General features: G+C 70.4%; 14 protein-coding genes. 2 read left to right on the top strand and 12 right to left on the bottom strand.

The annotated features are described in order from the left end of the window. Positions 1–10: 10 nt before the first annotated feature. From AC07PF_RS05685 to AC07PF_RS05655, 7 genes are read right to left on the bottom strand one after another with little or no spacing between them, the layout of a single operon-like run. The gene (locus AC07PF_RS05685; protein ID WP_494611140.1) at positions 11–1,132 is read right to left on the bottom strand and encodes an FAD-dependent monooxygenase; all 1,122 of its coding nucleotides are present in this window, start codon (positions 1,130–1,132) and stop codon (positions 11–13) included. A gap of 27 nt (positions 1,133–1,159) precedes the next feature. After that, positions 1,160–2,257, bottom strand: coding sequence for an ABC transporter substrate-binding protein (locus tag AC07PF_RS05680; protein WP_494611139.1), 1,098 nt, complete (start codon positions 2,255–2,257; stop codon positions 1,160–1,162). Between the two features lie 42 nt (positions 2,258–2,299). Then, positions 2,300–3,190, bottom strand: a complete 891-nt coding sequence (locus AC07PF_RS05675; protein ID WP_494611138.1) for an ABC transporter permease — start codon at positions 3,188–3,190, stop codon at positions 2,300–2,302. A 22-nt stretch (positions 3,191–3,212) separates the two neighbouring features. Next, the gene (locus AC07PF_RS05670) at positions 3,213–4,016 is read right to left on the bottom strand and encodes an ABC transporter ATP-binding protein (protein WP_494611137.1); all 804 of its coding nucleotides are present in this window, start codon (positions 4,014–4,016) and stop codon (positions 3,213–3,215) included. Next, positions 4,013–4,810 (bottom strand): alpha/beta fold hydrolase, encoded by a 798-nt coding sequence (locus tag AC07PF_RS05665; RefSeq protein WP_494611136.1) that lies wholly within the window; start codon positions 4,808–4,810, stop codon positions 4,013–4,015. Before AC07PF_RS05665 ends, AC07PF_RS05670 begins: the two co-directional genes overlap by 4 nt. Further along, entirely contained in the window at positions 4,807–5,217 is a 411-nt protein-coding gene (locus AC07PF_RS05660; protein WP_494611135.1) for a VOC family protein, read from the bottom strand. Before AC07PF_RS05660 ends, AC07PF_RS05665 begins: the two co-directional genes overlap by 4 nt. A 22-nt stretch (positions 5,218–5,239) precedes the next feature. After that, entirely contained in the window at positions 5,240–5,812 is a 573-nt protein-coding gene (locus tag AC07PF_RS05655; protein WP_494611134.1) for a GAF domain-containing protein, read from the bottom strand. A 69-nt stretch (positions 5,813–5,881) separates the two neighbouring features. On the opposite strand from AC07PF_RS05655, the gene AC07PF_RS05650 reads away from it, so the two are divergent. Next, positions 5,882–6,859 carry a LysR family transcriptional regulator gene (locus AC07PF_RS05650; protein ID WP_494603801.1) on the top strand — a complete coding sequence of 326 codons (978 nt, stop codon included), beginning with the start codon at positions 5,882–5,884 and terminating at the stop codon, positions 6,857–6,859. 78 nt (positions 6,860–6,937) lie between these two features. On the opposite strand, the gene ssb is transcribed toward AC07PF_RS05650, so the two are convergent. The 3 genes from ssb to AC07PF_RS05635 form a co-directional block, all read right to left on the bottom strand. Beyond that, positions 6,938–7,507, bottom strand: a complete 570-nt coding sequence (gene ssb / locus AC07PF_RS05645; RefSeq protein ID WP_007852929.1) for a single-stranded DNA-binding protein — start codon at positions 7,505–7,507, stop codon at positions 6,938–6,940. Between the two features lie 110 nt (positions 7,508–7,617). After that, on the bottom strand, positions 7,618–8,799 hold the full coding sequence (locus AC07PF_RS05640; protein WP_494611401.1) for an MFS transporter: 1,182 nt from the start codon (positions 8,797–8,799) through the stop codon (positions 7,618–7,620). A 173-nt stretch (positions 8,800–8,972) separates the two neighbouring features. After that, positions 8,973–11,720: a PepSY domain-containing protein gene (locus AC07PF_RS05635; protein ID WP_494611133.1), complete on the bottom strand. Its 2,748-nt coding sequence runs from the start codon at positions 11,718–11,720 to the stop codon at positions 8,973–8,975. A gap of 252 nt (positions 11,721–11,972) precedes the next feature. Between AC07PF_RS05635 and uvrA the strand changes: the two genes are divergently transcribed. Beyond that, a complete protein-coding gene (gene uvrA / locus AC07PF_RS05630) occupies positions 11,973–14,954 on the top strand; it encodes an excinuclease ABC subunit UvrA (RefSeq protein ID WP_494611400.1) in 2,982 nt (993 codons plus the stop codon). Here the strand turns inward: uvrA and AC07PF_RS05625 are convergent. Both AC07PF_RS05625 and AC07PF_RS05620 read right to left on the bottom strand, forming a co-directional pair. Beyond that, positions 14,951–15,910 (bottom strand): alpha/beta hydrolase, encoded by a 960-nt coding sequence (locus tag AC07PF_RS05625; protein ID WP_494611132.1) that lies wholly within the window; start codon positions 15,908–15,910, stop codon positions 14,951–14,953. The genes uvrA and AC07PF_RS05625 overlap by 4 nt on opposite strands. Positions 15,911–15,944: 34 nt before the next feature. Further along, positions 15,945–16,268, bottom strand: coding sequence for an EF-hand domain-containing protein (locus tag AC07PF_RS05620; RefSeq protein ID WP_494611130.1), 324 nt, complete (start codon positions 16,266–16,268; stop codon positions 15,945–15,947). Positions 16,269–16,328: the final 60 nt, after the last annotated feature.

The following is a 16,328-nucleotide window of genomic DNA, read 5'->3' as shown; positions in this document are numbered from 1 at the left end:
CCAGTACGCATCACTGCGCGAACCGGGCGGCGGTCGCGCGGAACATCGCATTGCGTTCATCCAGCGCCTGCTGCGTGGCCGGCACCATGATGGGCGCACCGTGGCTGGCGAAGGCCTGGCACTGTTCCACGTAGGGGCGCAGGCGCGCTTCGTGCGCGGCGGCCGTGGCCTGCATGTCGCCGCCATGCTCGGTCCACGCCGTGGCCAGGCTCTCGGCGGACACCATGGCCAGCGTGGTGCCCATGCCCGACAGCAGCGCCGCGCAGTGGCCTGCGTCACCGATGACCGCGACATGGCCGTGAATCCAGGCCGGCATATGGGTCTGGCTCACCGAGTCGAAGTAGAAGCCCCGGGCCGCCGGGTCGGCGAAGGCGGCGCGGATGGCGGGCACCTGCCAGGCATCGACGCGCGCCAGGAACTGGTCGAGCAATCGGCGCTGCGCCGCCGGGTCGCGGTAGTCGTAGTCGATCGCGGGACTGGCGGCGAGCACCATGGCCTGCGGGCCATCGCCCGCGTCGCGCACGGCGACCGTGAGGCCGGGCACGTTGAGCATGGCGCGCTGCCAGTCCCGGCCGGCGGGCAGGTCGACCAGTGCGACGTAGTGGCCGAAGTGCCGCACATAGTCCTTCTCGGGCCCGAAGGCGAGCCGGCGCACGCTGGAGTGCAGGCCGTCGGCACCGACCACCAGGTCGTAGCGTTTCTGCCGGCCGTCCGCGAAACTGATGTCCACGCCCTGCGCACTGTCGGCGAGCGAGGCGATGGAGGCCTGGAAGCGGAACTCCACCTCGGGCGGAACGGCGTCGCGCAGGATGCGGTTGAGCCGGTCGCGCGTGATCTCCATGTCCTCATCGGTCTCGTTGGCGAACCAGCGCAGGTCCAGCGTCGCCACCTGCGCGCCTGTGCCGTCGAGCACGGGCGAGGGTTCCAGCAGGCGCACCTTCTCGCGCTCGATCTGCGCGAGCAGGCCCATGCGCTGCGCGGTTGCGAGCGCGCGCCCGCGCACGTCGATGGGTGCGCCACCGGGCCTGAGGCCCTCGGAGCGCTCGACCACGGTGACCCGGTGGCCGTGGTGTGCGAACCACCAGGCGGCCGACAGGCCTGCCATGCTGGCACCGGAAATGAGAACGTCCATGGGGAAACTCCTCTGGGATGGCAAGGCTCAGGCCTTGAAGGTCCGGGCCATCTGCACCACGGCCTGCTTGTCGAAGGCGTTGATGTCGTCGATCAGCTCGTTGGTGAACAGGCGGTTCGGGTCGCCCAGCTCCTCGGCGAGCCTGGGGTTCTTGCTGCCCTCGGCGGCCATCTCGATGTTGGCCTTCCATTCGGCCAGCGTCGATGCACCCATGCGCTGGTCCGGGTCGTCGGGCCGGCGCATCCAGCTGTTCTTGCGGTCCTTGAGGATGAAGCCCAGCTCCTTGCGCGCCTCGTCCTCGCTGCGGCCCTTGGGCCGGCTTTCAGGGTAGACCGCCCAGTGGGCGTCGATGGCGGCATCCAGGTTCGCGTTGGAAAAAAGGGTCGACTTGGCGACGCCCTGGAACAGCGCGACCAGCGCCTTGCGCTCTTCCTTGAGCAGCTTGCGCGGCACGCACAGCCAGCCCGAGCCCACCTGCGCGAACTTCGGCGTGAGCGGCACATAGCGCAGTTTCGTGCCCACCAGCTCGATGCGGGCGGCGGCCGTGTCGAAGGCCACCATCGCGTCCACCCGGTCGTTGTCGATCGCGGCGCCAGCCGGTGCGCCGTCGCCGATGGCGATGTACTCGCATCGGTCGTCCTTGAGGCCGAGCTCGGCCAGCAGGGTCCGGGTGACGACGATACCGGTGTCGCCCTGGCTGCGCACGCCGATGCGCTTGCCCGCCAGGTCGGCTGCCGACCGGATCGGGCTGCCGGGCTTGACCACGATCACGTTGCTGTTGCGCGGCAGCCATTTGTAGACGCTCACCAGGTCGAGCGACGGGTCCTTGGCCATTGCCGGCAGCAGGATGCCCGGCACCGCCGGCCCGAAGTCCACATGCCCGGCGCGCAGGCTCTGCAGCGCCTGCGTCATGCTCGACATGTTGACGTATTCCACGTCCACGCCGCTCGGCTTGTAGAAGTTGAGCCGGGGGTGCTGGCCCGCGGTGCAGAAGCACTGCTGCGGGTCGTTCACCGCCGCGGTGTTGGCCACCTTCATCATGCGCACACTCTGCGCCAGCGCCGGCAGGCCGGCAGCGAAGCCCAGGGCACCGAGGCCCAGGCCGAAATCACGTCGCGTCACCATGGTGTTCACTCCTTGACAAAGAATGGGGGGAATCGGGTCTGCTCATGCGTTCACCGCACGCTGGGAGGTATCGGCGGGCATCCAATGGAGCACGCGGCGCTCCAGGCGGCGCAAGAGGCCGGTCAGCACGATGCCGATCACCGACAGCACCACACACACCGCGAAGCTGCCGCCGCTGTCGGCCTGGGCCTCCATCTGCAGGATGAGCACGCCGAGGCCGGCCTGTGCGCCGACGAACTCGCCGACCACCGCGCCGACCACGCTGAAGGCCGCGGCCATGTTCAGCCCCGCGAAGATGTAGGGCATGGCGCTCGGGAACTTGGCCTTGCGAAAGATCTGCCAGGGCGTTGCCGAGAGTGAGCGCAGCAGGTCGATGCGGTCCGGGTCCACCGCCTTGAAGCCGGCGATGCTGGTGACCAGCACCGGGAAGAAGGTGAGCATGCAGATGATCACCACCTTGGAGCTGATGCCGAAGCCCAGCCAGACCACGATGATGGGCGCGATGGCCACCTTGGGCACGCTCTGCAGCGCGGCGACGTAGGGCTCCAGCAGCGCTTCGACCCGCGGCATCTGCGATACCGCGATGCCGATGGCCAGGCCCACGCCGCTGCCGATCACGAAGCCCAGCAGGATCTCGGTCACCGTCACCCCGCCGTGGTACCAGAAGCCGTCCTTGGCCAGCGGGTGGGTCGCCAGGCCGCGCCACAGGGCGACGGCGATGTCGCTGACCGGCGGCACCAGGTGCCGGGGCAGCTTGAAGAGTCGCACGGCGGCCTCCCACGAACCCAGCAGCGTGACGAGCAGCAGCACGGATTGCACCCGCGTCGAGGCCAGGGGGTGGCGGCGACGCCGCGGGTTCGCCGGCACGGAAGGCGGTGCCGGGTCCTTTGGCGCGGCGATGGAATCGGTCTTGTCGAGCATGGCGGTGGTCATGGGGAGCCTCTTTTTGTTTGTGTCAGTCGAACGAAGCGGCGTGGGAGAAGCGTTCGCGGATCGATGCCGAAGCGGCCGCGAAGGCCGGGTGCGACATCACCTCCATGGCCCGCGGGCGCGGCAGGTCGATGGGCAGCACGCGTTCCAGCGTGCCGGGGCGCGGCGACATCACGAACACCTTGTCACCGAGGAACACCGCCTCGGGGATCGAGTGGGTGATCAGCACCACGGTCTTGCCGCTCTCCATCCAGATGCGCTGCAGCTCCACGTTCATGCGCTCGCGCGTCATGGCGTCCAGGGCGCCGAAGGGCTCGTCCATCAAGAGGAACTTCGGGTCGTGCAGCAGCGCCCGGGCGATCGATGCGCGCTGCTGCATGCCGCCGCTCAACTGGCGCGGCAGCTTGTGCTCGAAGCCATCGAGCCGCACCATGTGCAGCAGCTCCATGGCGCGCTCGCGCGCCTGTTTCATCGGCAGGCCGATCACCTCGGCAGGCAGCATCACGTTCTCGAGAATGGTGCGCCAGGGCAGCAGGATCGAGCCCTGGAACACCAAGCCCACATCGCGCCGCGTGCCGCGGATCGGCTGGCCGTCGAGCAGCACGCGGCCGGTGCTGTAGTCGAGCAGGCCGGCGAGGATGCGCAGCAGCGTGCTCTTGCCGCAGCCGCTCGGCCCGACGATGGTCACGAAGCTGCCTTCCTCGATGCAGAAATCGATGTCCTTGAGCGCGAGCACGCCCGTGTCGCCATCGCCGAAGTGCTTGGACAGCCCTTCGAAGCGGATGTAGTCGGCCCGCCCGCGCGGGCGCTCTGCGGTGATCGTGGTCATGGATTGGCTCCTTCGGGTTTCAGGAAACGGACGATGTGGTGCGCGAGCACCTCGGGCGCCTGCACGGCGGCGACATGGCCGATGGCCGGCAGCAGCACGGCGTCGGCACCGCGGATGCGGCCGGCCATCGCCAGGGTCACGCTGGGCGGCACCACCCGGTCGAGCTCGCCGGCCAGCACCAGCGTGGGGGCGACGATGTCGGCCACGCCCTGCGCCAGCAGGGTCTGCACCGTGGCCATGCGCCGGGCAGAGCGCTCCGACGCCGGCCGCGCGGTGGCGAACACGCGCTGCAGCTCGGGCCGCTGCGCCAGGAAGTCCCCGGGGAAGAACCAGGTGGCCAGTTCCTCGGCGGTGGCCGGCAGGCCGCGCCGCAGCGCGTCCAGGCGCGGGGCGTCCGGGCACAGCTCTTCATAGGGCCTGGGCAGCGGCCAGGTGCTGCCCAGCACCAGGCGGTCGACCGAGCGCGGGTGCAGCAGCGCCAGCGCCTGGGCCACCCGGCCGCCGAAGGAAGAGCCGAACACATGCGCGCGCTTGAAGCCCAGGGCCTTGATGAGCTGCTGCGCATCGTTCGCCAGGTCAGTGAGCGTCGACGCGTGTTCCGGTCCTTCGGTCTGGCCGCAGTCGCGCTGGTCGTAGGCGATCACGGTGAAGTGCCTTGCCAGGTGCGGCACCAGCGCCGCGAACATCTGGCGCGAGGCTTCGGCGCCGTGCATCAGCAGCAGCGGCGGGCCTTCGCCTTCGCGGTCGAAGGCGGTGCGCACCTCGCCGGTGCCGAGGACGTGCGTCGCCGTCATGCCGCAGCCCCTGCGTCTTCCTGGTCCATCCAGAAGGTCATCTCGATCTTCAGGCCGCGCGGGTCCTTGAAGAACAGCTGGTGGATCGCCCAGCCGGGGATCGGCGCTTCCTCGAAGGCAATGCCCTGGCTGTGCAGGTGTTCGCGCACCTCGGCCAGGCCGTGCGAGCGGAACGAGATATGGTCCACATGGCCCGTTGCAGGCTGCGCTGGCGCGTCCGGCGTCGACAGGTGGGCGTAGAGGTGCACGATGGGCTGCCCTTGGGCATACAGCCAGGCACCCGGTGCCGGGATGTCCGGCCGCGCGCCCACCGTGAGGCGCATCACGCGCACGTAGAAGTCCACCAGCAGCGGCAGCTCCTCAGGCGCACAGCGGATGGTGAAGTGGTGCAAGGCGGTCACTGGCATGGCGGATTCCTTCTTTTTTCAATCAGGCTGCCGAAGGCAGGGCGGCGGGAGCATCCGTGAAGCGGTAGGCGAGCCCGGGAATGGCCGGCACCCAGCGCGCGGCGGCCAGCGCCAGCAGCCGCAGGCCCAGCAGCTCCTGCGGCTGCCAGCGGGCGCGGGTGCCGAAGACGTTGAAGGTGGCGTAGCACACCCGGCCCTGCAGCAGCGGCACGTTGACCACGCTGCACAGACCGTAGGCGCGCATCTGCCCGAAGTCGTCGAAGTGCTGCGCCAGCACCTGCTCGCCTTCGCCGACGAACACCCGGCCCTGCACGAACAGGCACTCGGTCCAGGGGGTCATCGTCTTGCGCTTGGCGCCGTTGATGGGAAAGCTCGTCGCTTCGGAGGAATAGAAGCGGCGCAGCAGGACCTGGTTGGCGCCGTCGCCGGCGGTGGTCACGTTCTGCTGGATGCTGAAGATGCTGCCGGGGGCGATCTCCAGGCGGCGGCGGTTGATCTGCTGCAAGGCCTCGCCGGTGTTGGCGGCATCGGCCAGCGCGTCCAGAAACCCGGCGCTGAGGGGATGGGTCATCGGCGTGTCGTGATTCGAGTGCATGGGAAAAATTCTAGGACTGGCAATTCACCAAAGTGAAATAATTGCTGATGGTCCGATAACTCAGGAGTTATGACTTTGCCCACCGCCCGCGATCCCGCCGCCGAACTGCAGCACGCGCTGCTGTCGCGCCTCAAGCTCCGGCAGCTGTCGCTGCTGCAGGCCATCGACCGGCACCGCACGCTGGGCCGGGTGGCGGCCGAAATGCAGCTCAGCCAGCCGGCGATCACCAAGGCGCTGCACGAGGTGGAGGACATCTTCGGCAGCCGGCTGTTCGACCGCTCCAGCCGGGGGCTGGTGCCGACGGCGGCGGGCGAGGCGGTGCTGCTCTATGCCAAGCGCTGGCTGGCCGAGCTCGATGCGACCACGCGCGTGCTCACTTCGCTCGGGGCGGGCCGCAGCGGCCGGCTGCGGCTGGGCCTGACGCAGCAGGTGCCGCAGCAGCTCATGTCGGCCGCGCTCACGCACCTGCTGGACCGCTCGCCGCGCATTTCGGTGATGGCGCGCGAAGGCACCACGGACGAGCTGGTCGCCGGCCTGCTGGCGCGCGAGCTCGACTGCGCCATCGGCCGCTCGTACGACGGCGACGCCAGCGGGCTGGTGCAGGAGGCCATCTACGAGCAGGAGCCCTGCCTCGTGGTCGGCGCGAAGAATGTCGAGCGCCTCTCGCGCGGCCCGCTGGACTGGGCGCGGCTGGCGCAGCTCGACTGGATCCTGCCGCCGCCCAACACGCCCATGCGCCGCACCTACAACGCGATCTTCGTCGGCGCGGGCGTGCAGCCGCCGCTGCCCATCCTGGAGACCACGGCGATCCGCAGCATGGAGATGGTGCTGCGCCAGGAACCCAACGCGATCACCATCTTCGCGCGCGACGTGGTGGCCGAGATGGAGCGCGCCGGCCACTGGGCCGCACTGCCCTACAAGCTCAACTGGAACCTGCCGCCGGTGAGCTTCTTCACAACCAAGGAACTCGAAGCGCACCCCACGGTGCGGTCGCTGCGCGGCGTGGTGGTGGAGACCGCGCGGCGCATGAAGCAGCCCGCGGCCTGAGCCGCCAGCGCCAAGAAAAAGGCCCGCGCCCCGGGGAGCGCGGGCCTGGTGTGCCCGGAATGCCTGTCCTGTCGGGGATCAGAACGGAATATCGTCGTCCATGTCGTCGAAGCCCGAGGCCGCACGCGGTGCCGGCGCGGGTGCCGGGCGCGCGGCAGGTGCCGCAGGGCGTTGCTGCTGGGGCGGGGCGGCGCGGCGCTGGGGGGGTGCGTCGTAGCCGCCACCACCGCCCTGGTCGCCGCCGTAGCCGCCGCCATCGTCATAGCCGCCGCCCTGCTGGCCACCGCCACCCTGGCCGCCACCGCCCATGCCCTGGCGGCTGCCCAGCATCTGCATCTGGTCGGCACGGATTTCGGTGCTGTACTTTTCCACGCCCGCCTGGTCGGTCCATTTGCGCGTGCGCAGGCTGCCTTCCACATAGACCTGCGAGCCCTTGCGCAGGTACTGGCCGGCGATCTCGGCCAGACGGCCGTTGAAGACCACGCGGTGCCACTCGGTGGCTTCCTTCATTTCGCCGCTTTGCTTGTCTTTCCACTTGTCGGTGGTGGCAATCGTCACGTTCGCCACCTGGTCGCCACTGGGGAAAGTGCGCATTTCAGGGTCGCGGCCGAGGTTGCCGACGATGATGACTTTGTTCACGGATGCCATGTGCTGCTCTACCTACTTGATGTTGGGGGGCGTCGGTGCCCTCTCCGGCCGGTGGAGAGGCTGCGCGCCAAACGTACCATTGTGCCGCAAGCCGGGCGCCCTGGGCAGGCTCAGTGTCCCTGACCGCGTCCGGTGGGCCGCAGCGGCCAGGTCAGCGCCAGCCACAGGGCCGTGAGCACCGCCGTGGTGGCAAACAGGCCCGGGGCTCCCGCCCACTTGACCAGTGCGCCGCCCAGTGCGCCGCCGGCGAACAGCCCCAGCGACTGCAGGGTGTTGTAGCTGCCCAGGGCCGCGCCACGCAGCGCGGCGGGAGCCATGCGCGAGACCAGGCTGGGCTGGCTGGCCTCCAGCGCGTTGAAACCGCAGAAGAACACGAACAGCAGCGGCCCCAGCACCCACAGCGTGGGCGTGGCGCCGCTGGCCGCCAGGCCACCCAGGCCCAGTTGCACCACCAGCACCAGGGCGATGGAACCCAGCAGGGCCGCGCGCAGGTGCCCGGCGCGCTCCAGCGCGAACAGCCCGCCCATGGCCACGAACGACAGCACCACGGCCGGCAGGTAGGCCTGCCAGTGGTGGTCCTTGGGCAGGCCGGCCTGCACCAGCATGGCGGGCACGGCCACCCACATGGACAGTTGCACCGTGTGCAGCACGAAGACGCCCAGGTTCAGGCGCAGCAGGTCGGGGTGGGCCCAGACGTCGGCCAGGCGGCCGCGCGGGGCATTGCGGTGCTCCGTGGGCTCGGGCGGAACCAGCCACAGCACCACGGCCACGCCGGCCAGCGCCAGCGCGCAGGTCAGCCCGAACAGGCCCGACAGGCCGATGTGGGCCGTGAGCAGCGGCGCGGCCACCAGGGCCACGGCGAACATCAGGCCGATGCTGCCGCCCACCAGGGCCATGGCCTTGGTGCGCACCGCATCGCGCGTCTGGTCGGCCAGCAGGGCAGTGACCGCGGCCGACACGGCGCCCGCGCCCTGCAGCGCCCGGCCCAGCAGCAGCCCGGTGAGCGAATCGGCCAGGGCCGCCAGCAGGCTGCCGCCCGCGAACACCAGCAGGCCGAGCACGATCACGCGCTTGCGCCCGAAACGGTCCGAGGCCATGCCCAGCGGCAGCTGCAGCAGTGCCTGCGTGAGCCCGTAGATGCCCATGGCGAGGCCCACCAGGGCCGGGTCATCGCCCCCCGGGTACTTGCGTGCCTCCAGCGCGAACACCGGCAGCACCAGGAACAGGCCGAGCATGCGCAGCGCGAAGATCAGCGCCAGGCTCACGCTGGCGCGGCGCTCCAGCGGCGTCATGGCGTGCGCGGCCGTCGGCGGCAGGGGGGCAGAGGGGGATGGGGCGGCACTCGGGGCCGGGGAAGGCATGAACAAGGAAAGGGGCTCGGTGGACGGCTGGCGCAAACCCCGATTCTCGCCCATCGCCCCGTCCATTGACTTTGATCAAGAACAAACCGGCCTTGTGGCCCGGCTCAGTACACGTCCCTTTGGTAGCGCCCATCAGCGATCAGCGCGTCGAGCGCATCGGCGCCCAGCACCTCGGCCAGCACGGCATCCACCCCTGAGCCCATGCCCTGCGCACTGCCGCAGACATAGAGGATGGCGCCATCGGCCACCCAGGCGCGCAAGTCGCCCGCCGCGGCGCGCAGGCGGTCCTGCACATAGCGGTGCTCGCCGCCGTCGAGCGAGAACACGCGGTCCAGCCGGGCCAGGAAGCCCCCGGCCTGCCAGCCGTCGATCTCGGCGGCGCACAGGGTGTCGTGGGCGCTGTGGCGCTCGCCGAACAGCAGCCAGTTGCGCCGGTGCCCGGTGCGCACGCGCTCGCGCAGGTGAGCGCGCAGGCCCGCCAGGCCCGAGCCATTGCCGATGAACAGGCAGGGCACGTCGCCCGGCGCCGCGTCGAAACGCGGGTTGGCCAACAGCCGCACCGGCACCAGGGTGGAGAGCGGCGCATGCGCGGTGAGCCAGCCCGAGGCCAGTCCCAGCCCGCCCGCATGGTGCTCCTGGCGCACCAGCAGCTGCAGCGCGCCGTCCTGCGGCAGCGAGGCCACCGAATAGGTGCGCGGCGCCAGGGGCACCAGGGCGTCGGCGCAGGCCTGGGCATCGGCAAAGTGCAGCGGCGGCACCGGCAGCACGCACTGCGCCAGGGCCTCAGCCAGGGTGCAGGGCTGGCCGGCCAGGCGCACGGCATGGGCACCTGCCAGTCCGGCGGCCGCTAGCCAGGCATCCACCGCCTCGGTGGAGTGGCGTGCCTGTATTTCCACCAGAGCACCGGGGTGCCAGGTGGCGGGGGTGTCAGCGGTCAGCGACAGCTCGAACAGCGGACCGCCCTCGCTGCCGGGGTTCAGGCGTTCGCGGCCCGCCAGGCGCCAGGGGGCGTAGGGCAATTCGGGACCGGCATCGGCCAGCGGAGTATCCAGCGCCAGATGCTCGGCGCCTTCCAGCGTGGCCAGGGTCTGCATCCAGCGTGCCAGGGCGGCGGCATCGCCGCTGTCCACCTCGATCAGCGGGAACAGGGGCTCGGCACTGCCTTTGCGCAGGGCGTCGTCGAGGGCGTGGCCGTAGCCACAGAAGCGTGCGTAGTTGCGATCGCCCAGGGCCAGCAGGCCGTAGCGCAGGCCGGCCAGGCCGCCGGTGCCCTGCTGTTCCAGCAGGCGCGAGAAGCGCCGGGCGCTGTCGGGCGGCTCTCCTTCGCCGAAGCTGCTGGCCACCAGCAGCACGCGGCGGTGAGCGCGCAGCGCCTCGGGCGTGAGTTGCGCCACCGACTGCACGGCCACGCGCAGCCCGGCCTGCTGCAAGGCGGTGGCGCTTTGCAGGGCGATGCGCTCGGCCTGCCCGGCCTGGCTGGCGTAGGCCACCAGCAAGGTGTCGGCGGCAAGGGTGCCGGCCACCGCGCCGGGCACGCCCTGGCCGTGGGCGGCGCGCGCGGCTGCGGTGGCGCGGCGCTGGCGCCGGCGGTCCAGGTAGAGCATCCAGCCGGTGATGGCGAAGAGCGGCAGGCCCAGGCTGGCCAGCAGCATCGCCACGCGCCCCGGCAGGCCGAAATAGGTGCCCATGTGCACCGGGTAGATGGTGCTCAGCGCGCGTGCGCCCAGGCTGCGGTCGGCATAGCGGTCCTCGGCGCTGAGCTTGCCGGTCACGGGATCGATGGACATGCGGCTGCGCGCGCGTTCATGCGGTGCCTTGGCATCCAGCCAGGTGACCTGCACCGGCTGGCCGGGCTTGGCCGGCATGCGCAGGCTGGCCTCGGCCCAGTCGCCGGCCTGCTGCTGGAACACGGCCCAGGTGCGGGCCAGGTCCGGCAGTGCGGGCTCGGCGGCCTTGGGCTCCGCGTTGGCGGATGCCGGTGGCTTGGCGGGGGCGGCCACGCGTGGCGGGCGCTTCTGGCCGGCCCAGCCGTCCACCGTGTCGCGCACCGCATCGAAGCACCAGTAGATGCCCGTGGCCGTGAGCGCCACGTACAGCACCAGCGCCCAGGTGCCGATGACCGAGTGCAGGCCCCAGAGGAAGGAGCGGCCCTTGAGCGCCGGGTCGAAGGTCAGCCAGGTGCGCCAGCGCAGCGGGTTGCGCGGCCAGCGCAGGTACAGGCCCGAGAGCGACAGGCCCAGCAGGCAGATCGCCAGCACGCCGGCCACCACGCGGCCGGGCTCGCGCGGCAGCAGCAGCCAGCGGTGCAGCGACTCGATCCATTCGAAGAAGCCGTGCCCCTGCAGTTCGCCCAGCACGCTGCCGCTATAGGGGTGCACATAGACCACATCGCCGCGCCGCTCGCCCGGGCGCGGCACGAAGGTCACGCGCGCCGAGCTGCCCGGCTCGGCCTGCACGGCCACGCTGCTGATGCGCTCGGTGCGGCCGGCGCGCAGCACGGCGTCCACGGTCTGCTGGGGCGTGAGCATGGGCCCGGCCGAGGGCGCCACGTGGCGCACACCGGGGTTCATCAGGTCCAGGATCTCTTCGTGGAAGGCCAGCAGCGCCCCCGTGAGCCCGATGACCACCAGCACTGTGCCGGCCGTGATGCCGATGAACCAGTGCACCTGGAACCAGGCCTGGCGCAGGGTGGGCAAGGCCGGCAGGCGCCAGCGGCCGCGGGGCTGCGTGCCGGGGCTGGAGACGGGCACGGCGGTGTCGGTGGTGGCCGCCGTGGATGCGGCGGAAAGGGTGCGTTCGCTGGCCATGTTGCGTGGCGGGGGAGAGCGGTCCACCGCCGGGGCATGGGACATGCTCTGGCGACAAACTACTTAAATGAGAATGATTGTCATTTTATGGGTGTCTGCATTCCCGTGGCGCGAGGTCGGCCTCTGGCGTAATTTCCGGTTGCATCGGCAACCGCCTGTGCCCTGGCAGCAGGGTGGCAGGTACGGGGCAGGCCGGTGGCCTATCATGGTGGGTTGTCCTGCATTGAGCCCGCCCCCGTGAAAAACGACCCTGTTGCCGACGACGGCCGATCTTCCGACGGCGCTTACCTGGCCCGCGTGCTGCGGGAGCAGCGCATCAGCATCCGCGGGGCGCGCACGCACAACCTCAAGAACATCGACCTCGACATCCCGCGCAACCAGCTCGTGGTGATCACCGGGCTGTCGGGCTCGGGCAAGTCCAGCCTGGCCTTCGACACGCTCTATGCCGAAGGCCAGCGCCGCTACGTGGAAAGCCTGTCGGCCTATGCGCGCCAGTTCCTCGGCCGGCTGGACAAGCCCGACGTCGACCTGATCGAGGGCCTGTCGCCCGCCATCAGCATCGAGCAAAAGGCCACCAGCCACAACCCGCGCTCCACCGTGGGCACCGTCACCGAGATCCACGACTACCTGCGCCTGTTGTACGCGCGCGCCGGCACGCCGTTCTGCCCCGACCACGGCCTGCCGCTGGCGGCCCAGACCGTGAGCCAGATGGTGGATGCCGTGCTGGCCCTGCCCGAGGACACGCGCCTGATGCTGCTGGCCCCCATGGCACGCGAGAAGAAGGGCGAGTTCACCGAGCTCTTCGCGCAGATGCAGGCCCTGGGCTACATCCGCTTCCGGGTGGACGGCGCCATCTACGAGTACGAGAGCCTGCCGGCCTTGAAGAAGACCGAGAAGCACAGCATCGACGTGGTGATCGACCGCCTCAAGGTGCGCCCCGAGATGCAGCAGCGCCTGGCCGAGAGCATCGAGGCCGTGCTGCGCGTGGGTGGCAACGAAGGCAATGGCCGCGTGCTCGTGCTGGAGATGGATTCGGGCCAGGAGCACCTGTTCAGCTCCAAGTTCTCGTGCCCTGTGTGCAGCTACTCGCTGGCCGAGCTGGAGCCGCGCCTGTTCTCCTTCAACTCGCCCATGGGCGCCTGCCCGGCCTGCGACGGCATCGGCCAGCGCGAGGTGTTCGACCCGCTGCGCGTGGTGGCCTTCCCCACGCTGAGCCTGGCCAGCGGCGCCATCAAGGGCTGGGACCGGCGCAACGGCTATTACTTCGCCATGCTCGAAAGCCTGGGCCGGCACTATGGTTTCGATGTCGAGGCGCCCTTCGAGTCGCTGCCTACCAAGGTGCAGAACGCGGTGCTGCACGGCTCGGGCGAGGAAGAGATCGCCTTCAGCTACATCATGGACAGCGGCCCCTCCAAGGGCAAGGTGCTGAGCCGCAAGCACACCTTCGAGGGCATCCTGCCGAACATGGCGCGGCGCTACCGCGAGACCGATTCGGTGGTGGTGCGCGAGGACCTGGCACGCTACCGCAGCACCCAGCCCTGCCCCGAATGCCATGGCACGCGACTGCGCCGCGAAGCGCGCCACGTGAAGGTGGGCGAAGGCGAGCAGGCGCGCGCCATCTTCGAGGTGAGCCACGCCACGCTCAACGATGCGCATGGCTGGTTCCGCGGGCTCCGGCTCAGCGGCGCCAAGGCCGAGATCGCCGACAAGGTGGTGCGCGAGATCACCACGCGGCTGCAGTTCCTCAACGACGTGGGCCTGAACTACCTGAGCCTGGACCGCAGCGCCGAGACGCTGTCGGGCGGCGAGGCTCAGCGCATCCGCCTGGCCAGCCAGATTGGCTCGGGCCTCACGGGCGTGATGTACGTGCTCGACGAGCCCAGCATCGGCCTGCACCAGCGCGACAACGACCGCCTCATCGCCACCCTGCAGCACCTGCGCGACATCGGCAACAGCGTGATCGTGGTCGAGCACGACGAGGACATGATGCGCGCCGCTGACCACGTGATCGACATGGGCCCGGGCGCCGGTGTGCACGGCGGCCGCGTCATGGCCCAGGGCAGCTACGACACGGTGCGCAGCCACCCCGAATCGCTCACCGGCAAGTACCTGTCGGGTACGCTGTCCATCGCCGTGCCCAGGCGCCGCACGCCCTGGCTGCCGGTGGTGGAGGCGGCCGCGCCGGCCCCCGCGCCGGCCAAGGGCAAGTCGCGCTTCCCGGAGACCGAGGCCAGCAAGCGCCGCGCCGAGCGCATGGCCGCCCACCATGCGCGCCAGGGCGCCGTGCAGGCGCTGCGCGTGGCCGGCGCCACGGGCAACAACCTCAAGAACGTGACGGTGGACTTCCCCGTGGGCCTGCTGACCTGCGTGACGGGGGTCTCGGGTTCGGGCAAGAGCACGCTGGTCAACGACACGCTGTATGCCGCCGTGGCGCGCCAGATCTACCGCGCCCACGAAGAGCCGGCCGCGCACGACGAGATCGTGGGCATCGAGTACTTCGACAAGGTCATCAACGTCGACCAGTCGCCCATCGGCCGCACGCCGCGCAGCAACCCGGCGACCTACACCGGTCTGTTCACGCCGATCCGCGAGCTCATGGCCGAGGTCAACACGGCCAAGGAACGCGGCTACGGGCCCGGGCGCTTCTCCTTCAACGTCGCCGGCGGCCGCTGCGAGGCCTGCCAGGGCGACGGCGTGGTGAAGGTGGAGATGCACTTCCTGCCCGACGTCTATGTGCCCTGCGACGTCTGCCACGGCCAGCGCTACAACCGCGAGACGCTGGAAGTGCTCTGGAAGGGCCGCAACATCGCGCAGATCCTGGAGCTCACGGTGGAGGATGCCTTCGCCTTCTTCAAGGACGTGCCGGCCCTGGCGCGCAAGCTGCAGACCCTGCTGGACGTGGGCCTGTCCTACATCCGCCTGGGCCAGGCGGCGACCACGCTCTCGGGCGGCGAGGCGCAGCGCGTGAAACTGGCGCAGGAGCTGTCCAAGCGCGACACCGGCCGCACGCTCTACATCCTGGACGAGCCGACCACCGGCCTGCACTTCGCCGACATCGACCTCCTGCTCAAGGTGCTGCACCAGCTGCGCGACGCGGGCAACACCATCGTCATCATCGAGCACAACCTGGACGTCATCAAGACCGCCGACTGGCTCATCGACATGGGGCCCGAGGGCGGTGCCGGTGGCGGCACCGTGGTGGGTGTGGGCACGCCCGAGGACCTGGCGGCCAATCCCGCCAGCCATACGGGCAAGTACCTCGCGCGCTACCTCACCTAGCGCAGGCGCTGGGCGACGGTGGGGTCGAGCGATCCCATGAACGCTTCGACGGCGCGCGTGTAGCTGCCCTCCAGCCCCAGGTCGGCATTGATCTCGCCGTGCGTGAGGTCCTGCGGCAGCACCTCGGCGCGGCCGCCCAGGGCCTGCACGTGGGCGGCCATGCCCTGGGCCTGCAGGCAGGGGCGGTCGGGCCGGCGGGTGGAGCACACGAACTGCCAGGGCGGCTGGGCCCCGCTCACGGCCTGGTAGGGCGAGATCGCGAGCCAGTAGGCGGGGTCGCTGCCCAGCACATCGTCGTACAGCGGGTAGTGGGGCAGCGCCATGACCACCGGTGCGTTGAGTAGCGCGCTGTCCAGCGACACCGTGCCCAGCCAGGGCGTGACGCCCAGTTGGCGCAAAAGCGGCGCATGCGCGTTGACGAAGGACACCAGGTGCGCCCCCGCCGAGTGGCCCATGAGGATGAACTTCGTAGGGTCGGCCCCCCATTGCGCGGCCTGCTTCTGCGCGGTGTCGAGCGCCAGGGCCACGTCGATGGCCTCCTGCAGCACGTCGACGGCCGGGTGCAGCCGGTAGTTGACGGAGATGAAGATGAAGCCACGCGGCACCCAGCGCGCGGCCTTTTCCTGCACCACGCGGCCCATGGCCTTGTCGCCTGTGCGCCAGCCGCCGCCGTGCACCATGAAGATCACCGGGGCCGGTCCGTCCACGCCGCTGCGCGGCGCGCTGGGCAGGTAGACGTCCATGCGCTGCAGCGGGTCGGCGCCGTAGGGCACGTCGGCAATGCGCTGCACGCCGGCCGGCAGGGTGGCGAGGGCGCCGCTGCCATCCTCGAGAAAGATGCCCGGGTCGGCCAACTGCGCCTGGGCCGGTGCCACGGCGGCGAGCGAGGCCAGGGCCAGGGGCAGTGCGGCCCGGCAGGCCCAGGAGCGAAGGTGGGCAAAGGGATGGAAGGCCATGGTCGTTTTCTCCTGCAATGGTAGTGAAAGGTGGTTACTGCTGCAGGGCCCGGTGGCTGGCCAGCCGGGCCACGATGGCGGCGGTGATCTCGGCCTCGGTCACATGGCCCTTGCGCGCGGTATCGATCTGGTCGAAGGCGCGGTGCACGCGCGGCATGCCGGCCTGGGCCTCGGCGCGGGTGAGTTGGCCGTTGCCGTCCCTGTCGGCGGCCACGAAGCGCAGGTGCAGCTGCTCGCGCGCCTGCTGCACCTGCTGCGCGCGCTGGCCCGGGGGCGCGGCCTGCGCGCAGGCGCCGGCCACGAGGCCAATGGCAAGCCAGCCGGCGACGGCCAGTGCGCGGATGGAAAAAGGGGTCATGGGGGGCTCCTGGGTTGGGATGGCCGGACTTTCGCGCCCAGGTGTGAGCCGTTTGTGGCG

This window comes from Acidovorax sp. GW821-FHT10A04 (genome assembly GCF_059415825.1).
Note: the sequence above shows the minus strand (reverse complement) of the source record. Positions and strands in the feature narration are given on the sequence as shown.

Coding starts and splice junctions, on each gene's coding strand:
- AC07PF_RS05685 (WP_494611140.1), bottom strand. CDS start 1,132: ATGGACGTTCTCATTTCCGGTGCCAGCATGGCAGGCCTGTCGGCCGCC.
- AC07PF_RS05680 (WP_494611139.1), bottom strand. CDS start 2,257: ATGGTGACGCGACGTGATTTCGGCCTGGGCCTCGGTGCCCTGGGCTTC.
- AC07PF_RS05675 (WP_494611138.1), bottom strand. CDS start 3,190: ATGACCACCGCCATGCTCGACAAGACCGATTCCATCGCCGCGCCAAAG.
- AC07PF_RS05670 (WP_494611137.1), bottom strand. CDS start 4,016: ATGACCACGATCACCGCAGAGCGCCCGCGCGGGCGGGCCGACTACATC.
- AC07PF_RS05665 (WP_494611136.1), bottom strand. CDS start 4,810: ATGACGGCGACGCACGTCCTCGGCACCGGCGAGGTGCGCACCGCCTTC.
- AC07PF_RS05660 (WP_494611135.1), bottom strand. CDS start 5,217: ATGCCAGTGACCGCCTTGCACCACTTCACCATCCGCTGTGCGCCTGAG.
- AC07PF_RS05655 (WP_494611134.1), bottom strand. CDS start 5,812: ATGCACTCGAATCACGACACGCCGATGACCCATCCCCTCAGCGCCGGG.
- AC07PF_RS05650 (WP_494603801.1), top strand. CDS start 5,882: ATGACTTTGCCCACCGCCCGCGATCCCGCCGCCGAACTGCAGCACGCG.
- ssb (WP_007852929.1), bottom strand. CDS start 7,507: ATGGCATCCGTGAACAAAGTCATCATCGTCGGCAACCTCGGCCGCGAC.
- AC07PF_RS05640 (WP_494611401.1), bottom strand. CDS start 8,799: ATGACGCCGCTGGAGCGCCGCGCCAGCGTGAGCCTGGCGCTGATCTTC.
- AC07PF_RS05635 (WP_494611133.1), bottom strand. CDS start 11,720: ATGTCCCATGCCCCGGCGGTGGACCGCTCTCCCCCGCCACGCAACATG.
- AC07PF_RS05625 (WP_494611132.1), bottom strand. CDS start 15,910: ATGGCCTTCCATCCCTTTGCCCACCTTCGCTCCTGGGCCTGCCGGGCC.
- AC07PF_RS05620 (WP_494611130.1), bottom strand. CDS start 16,268: ATGACCCCTTTTTCCATCCGCGCACTGGCCGTCGCCGGCTGGCTTGCC.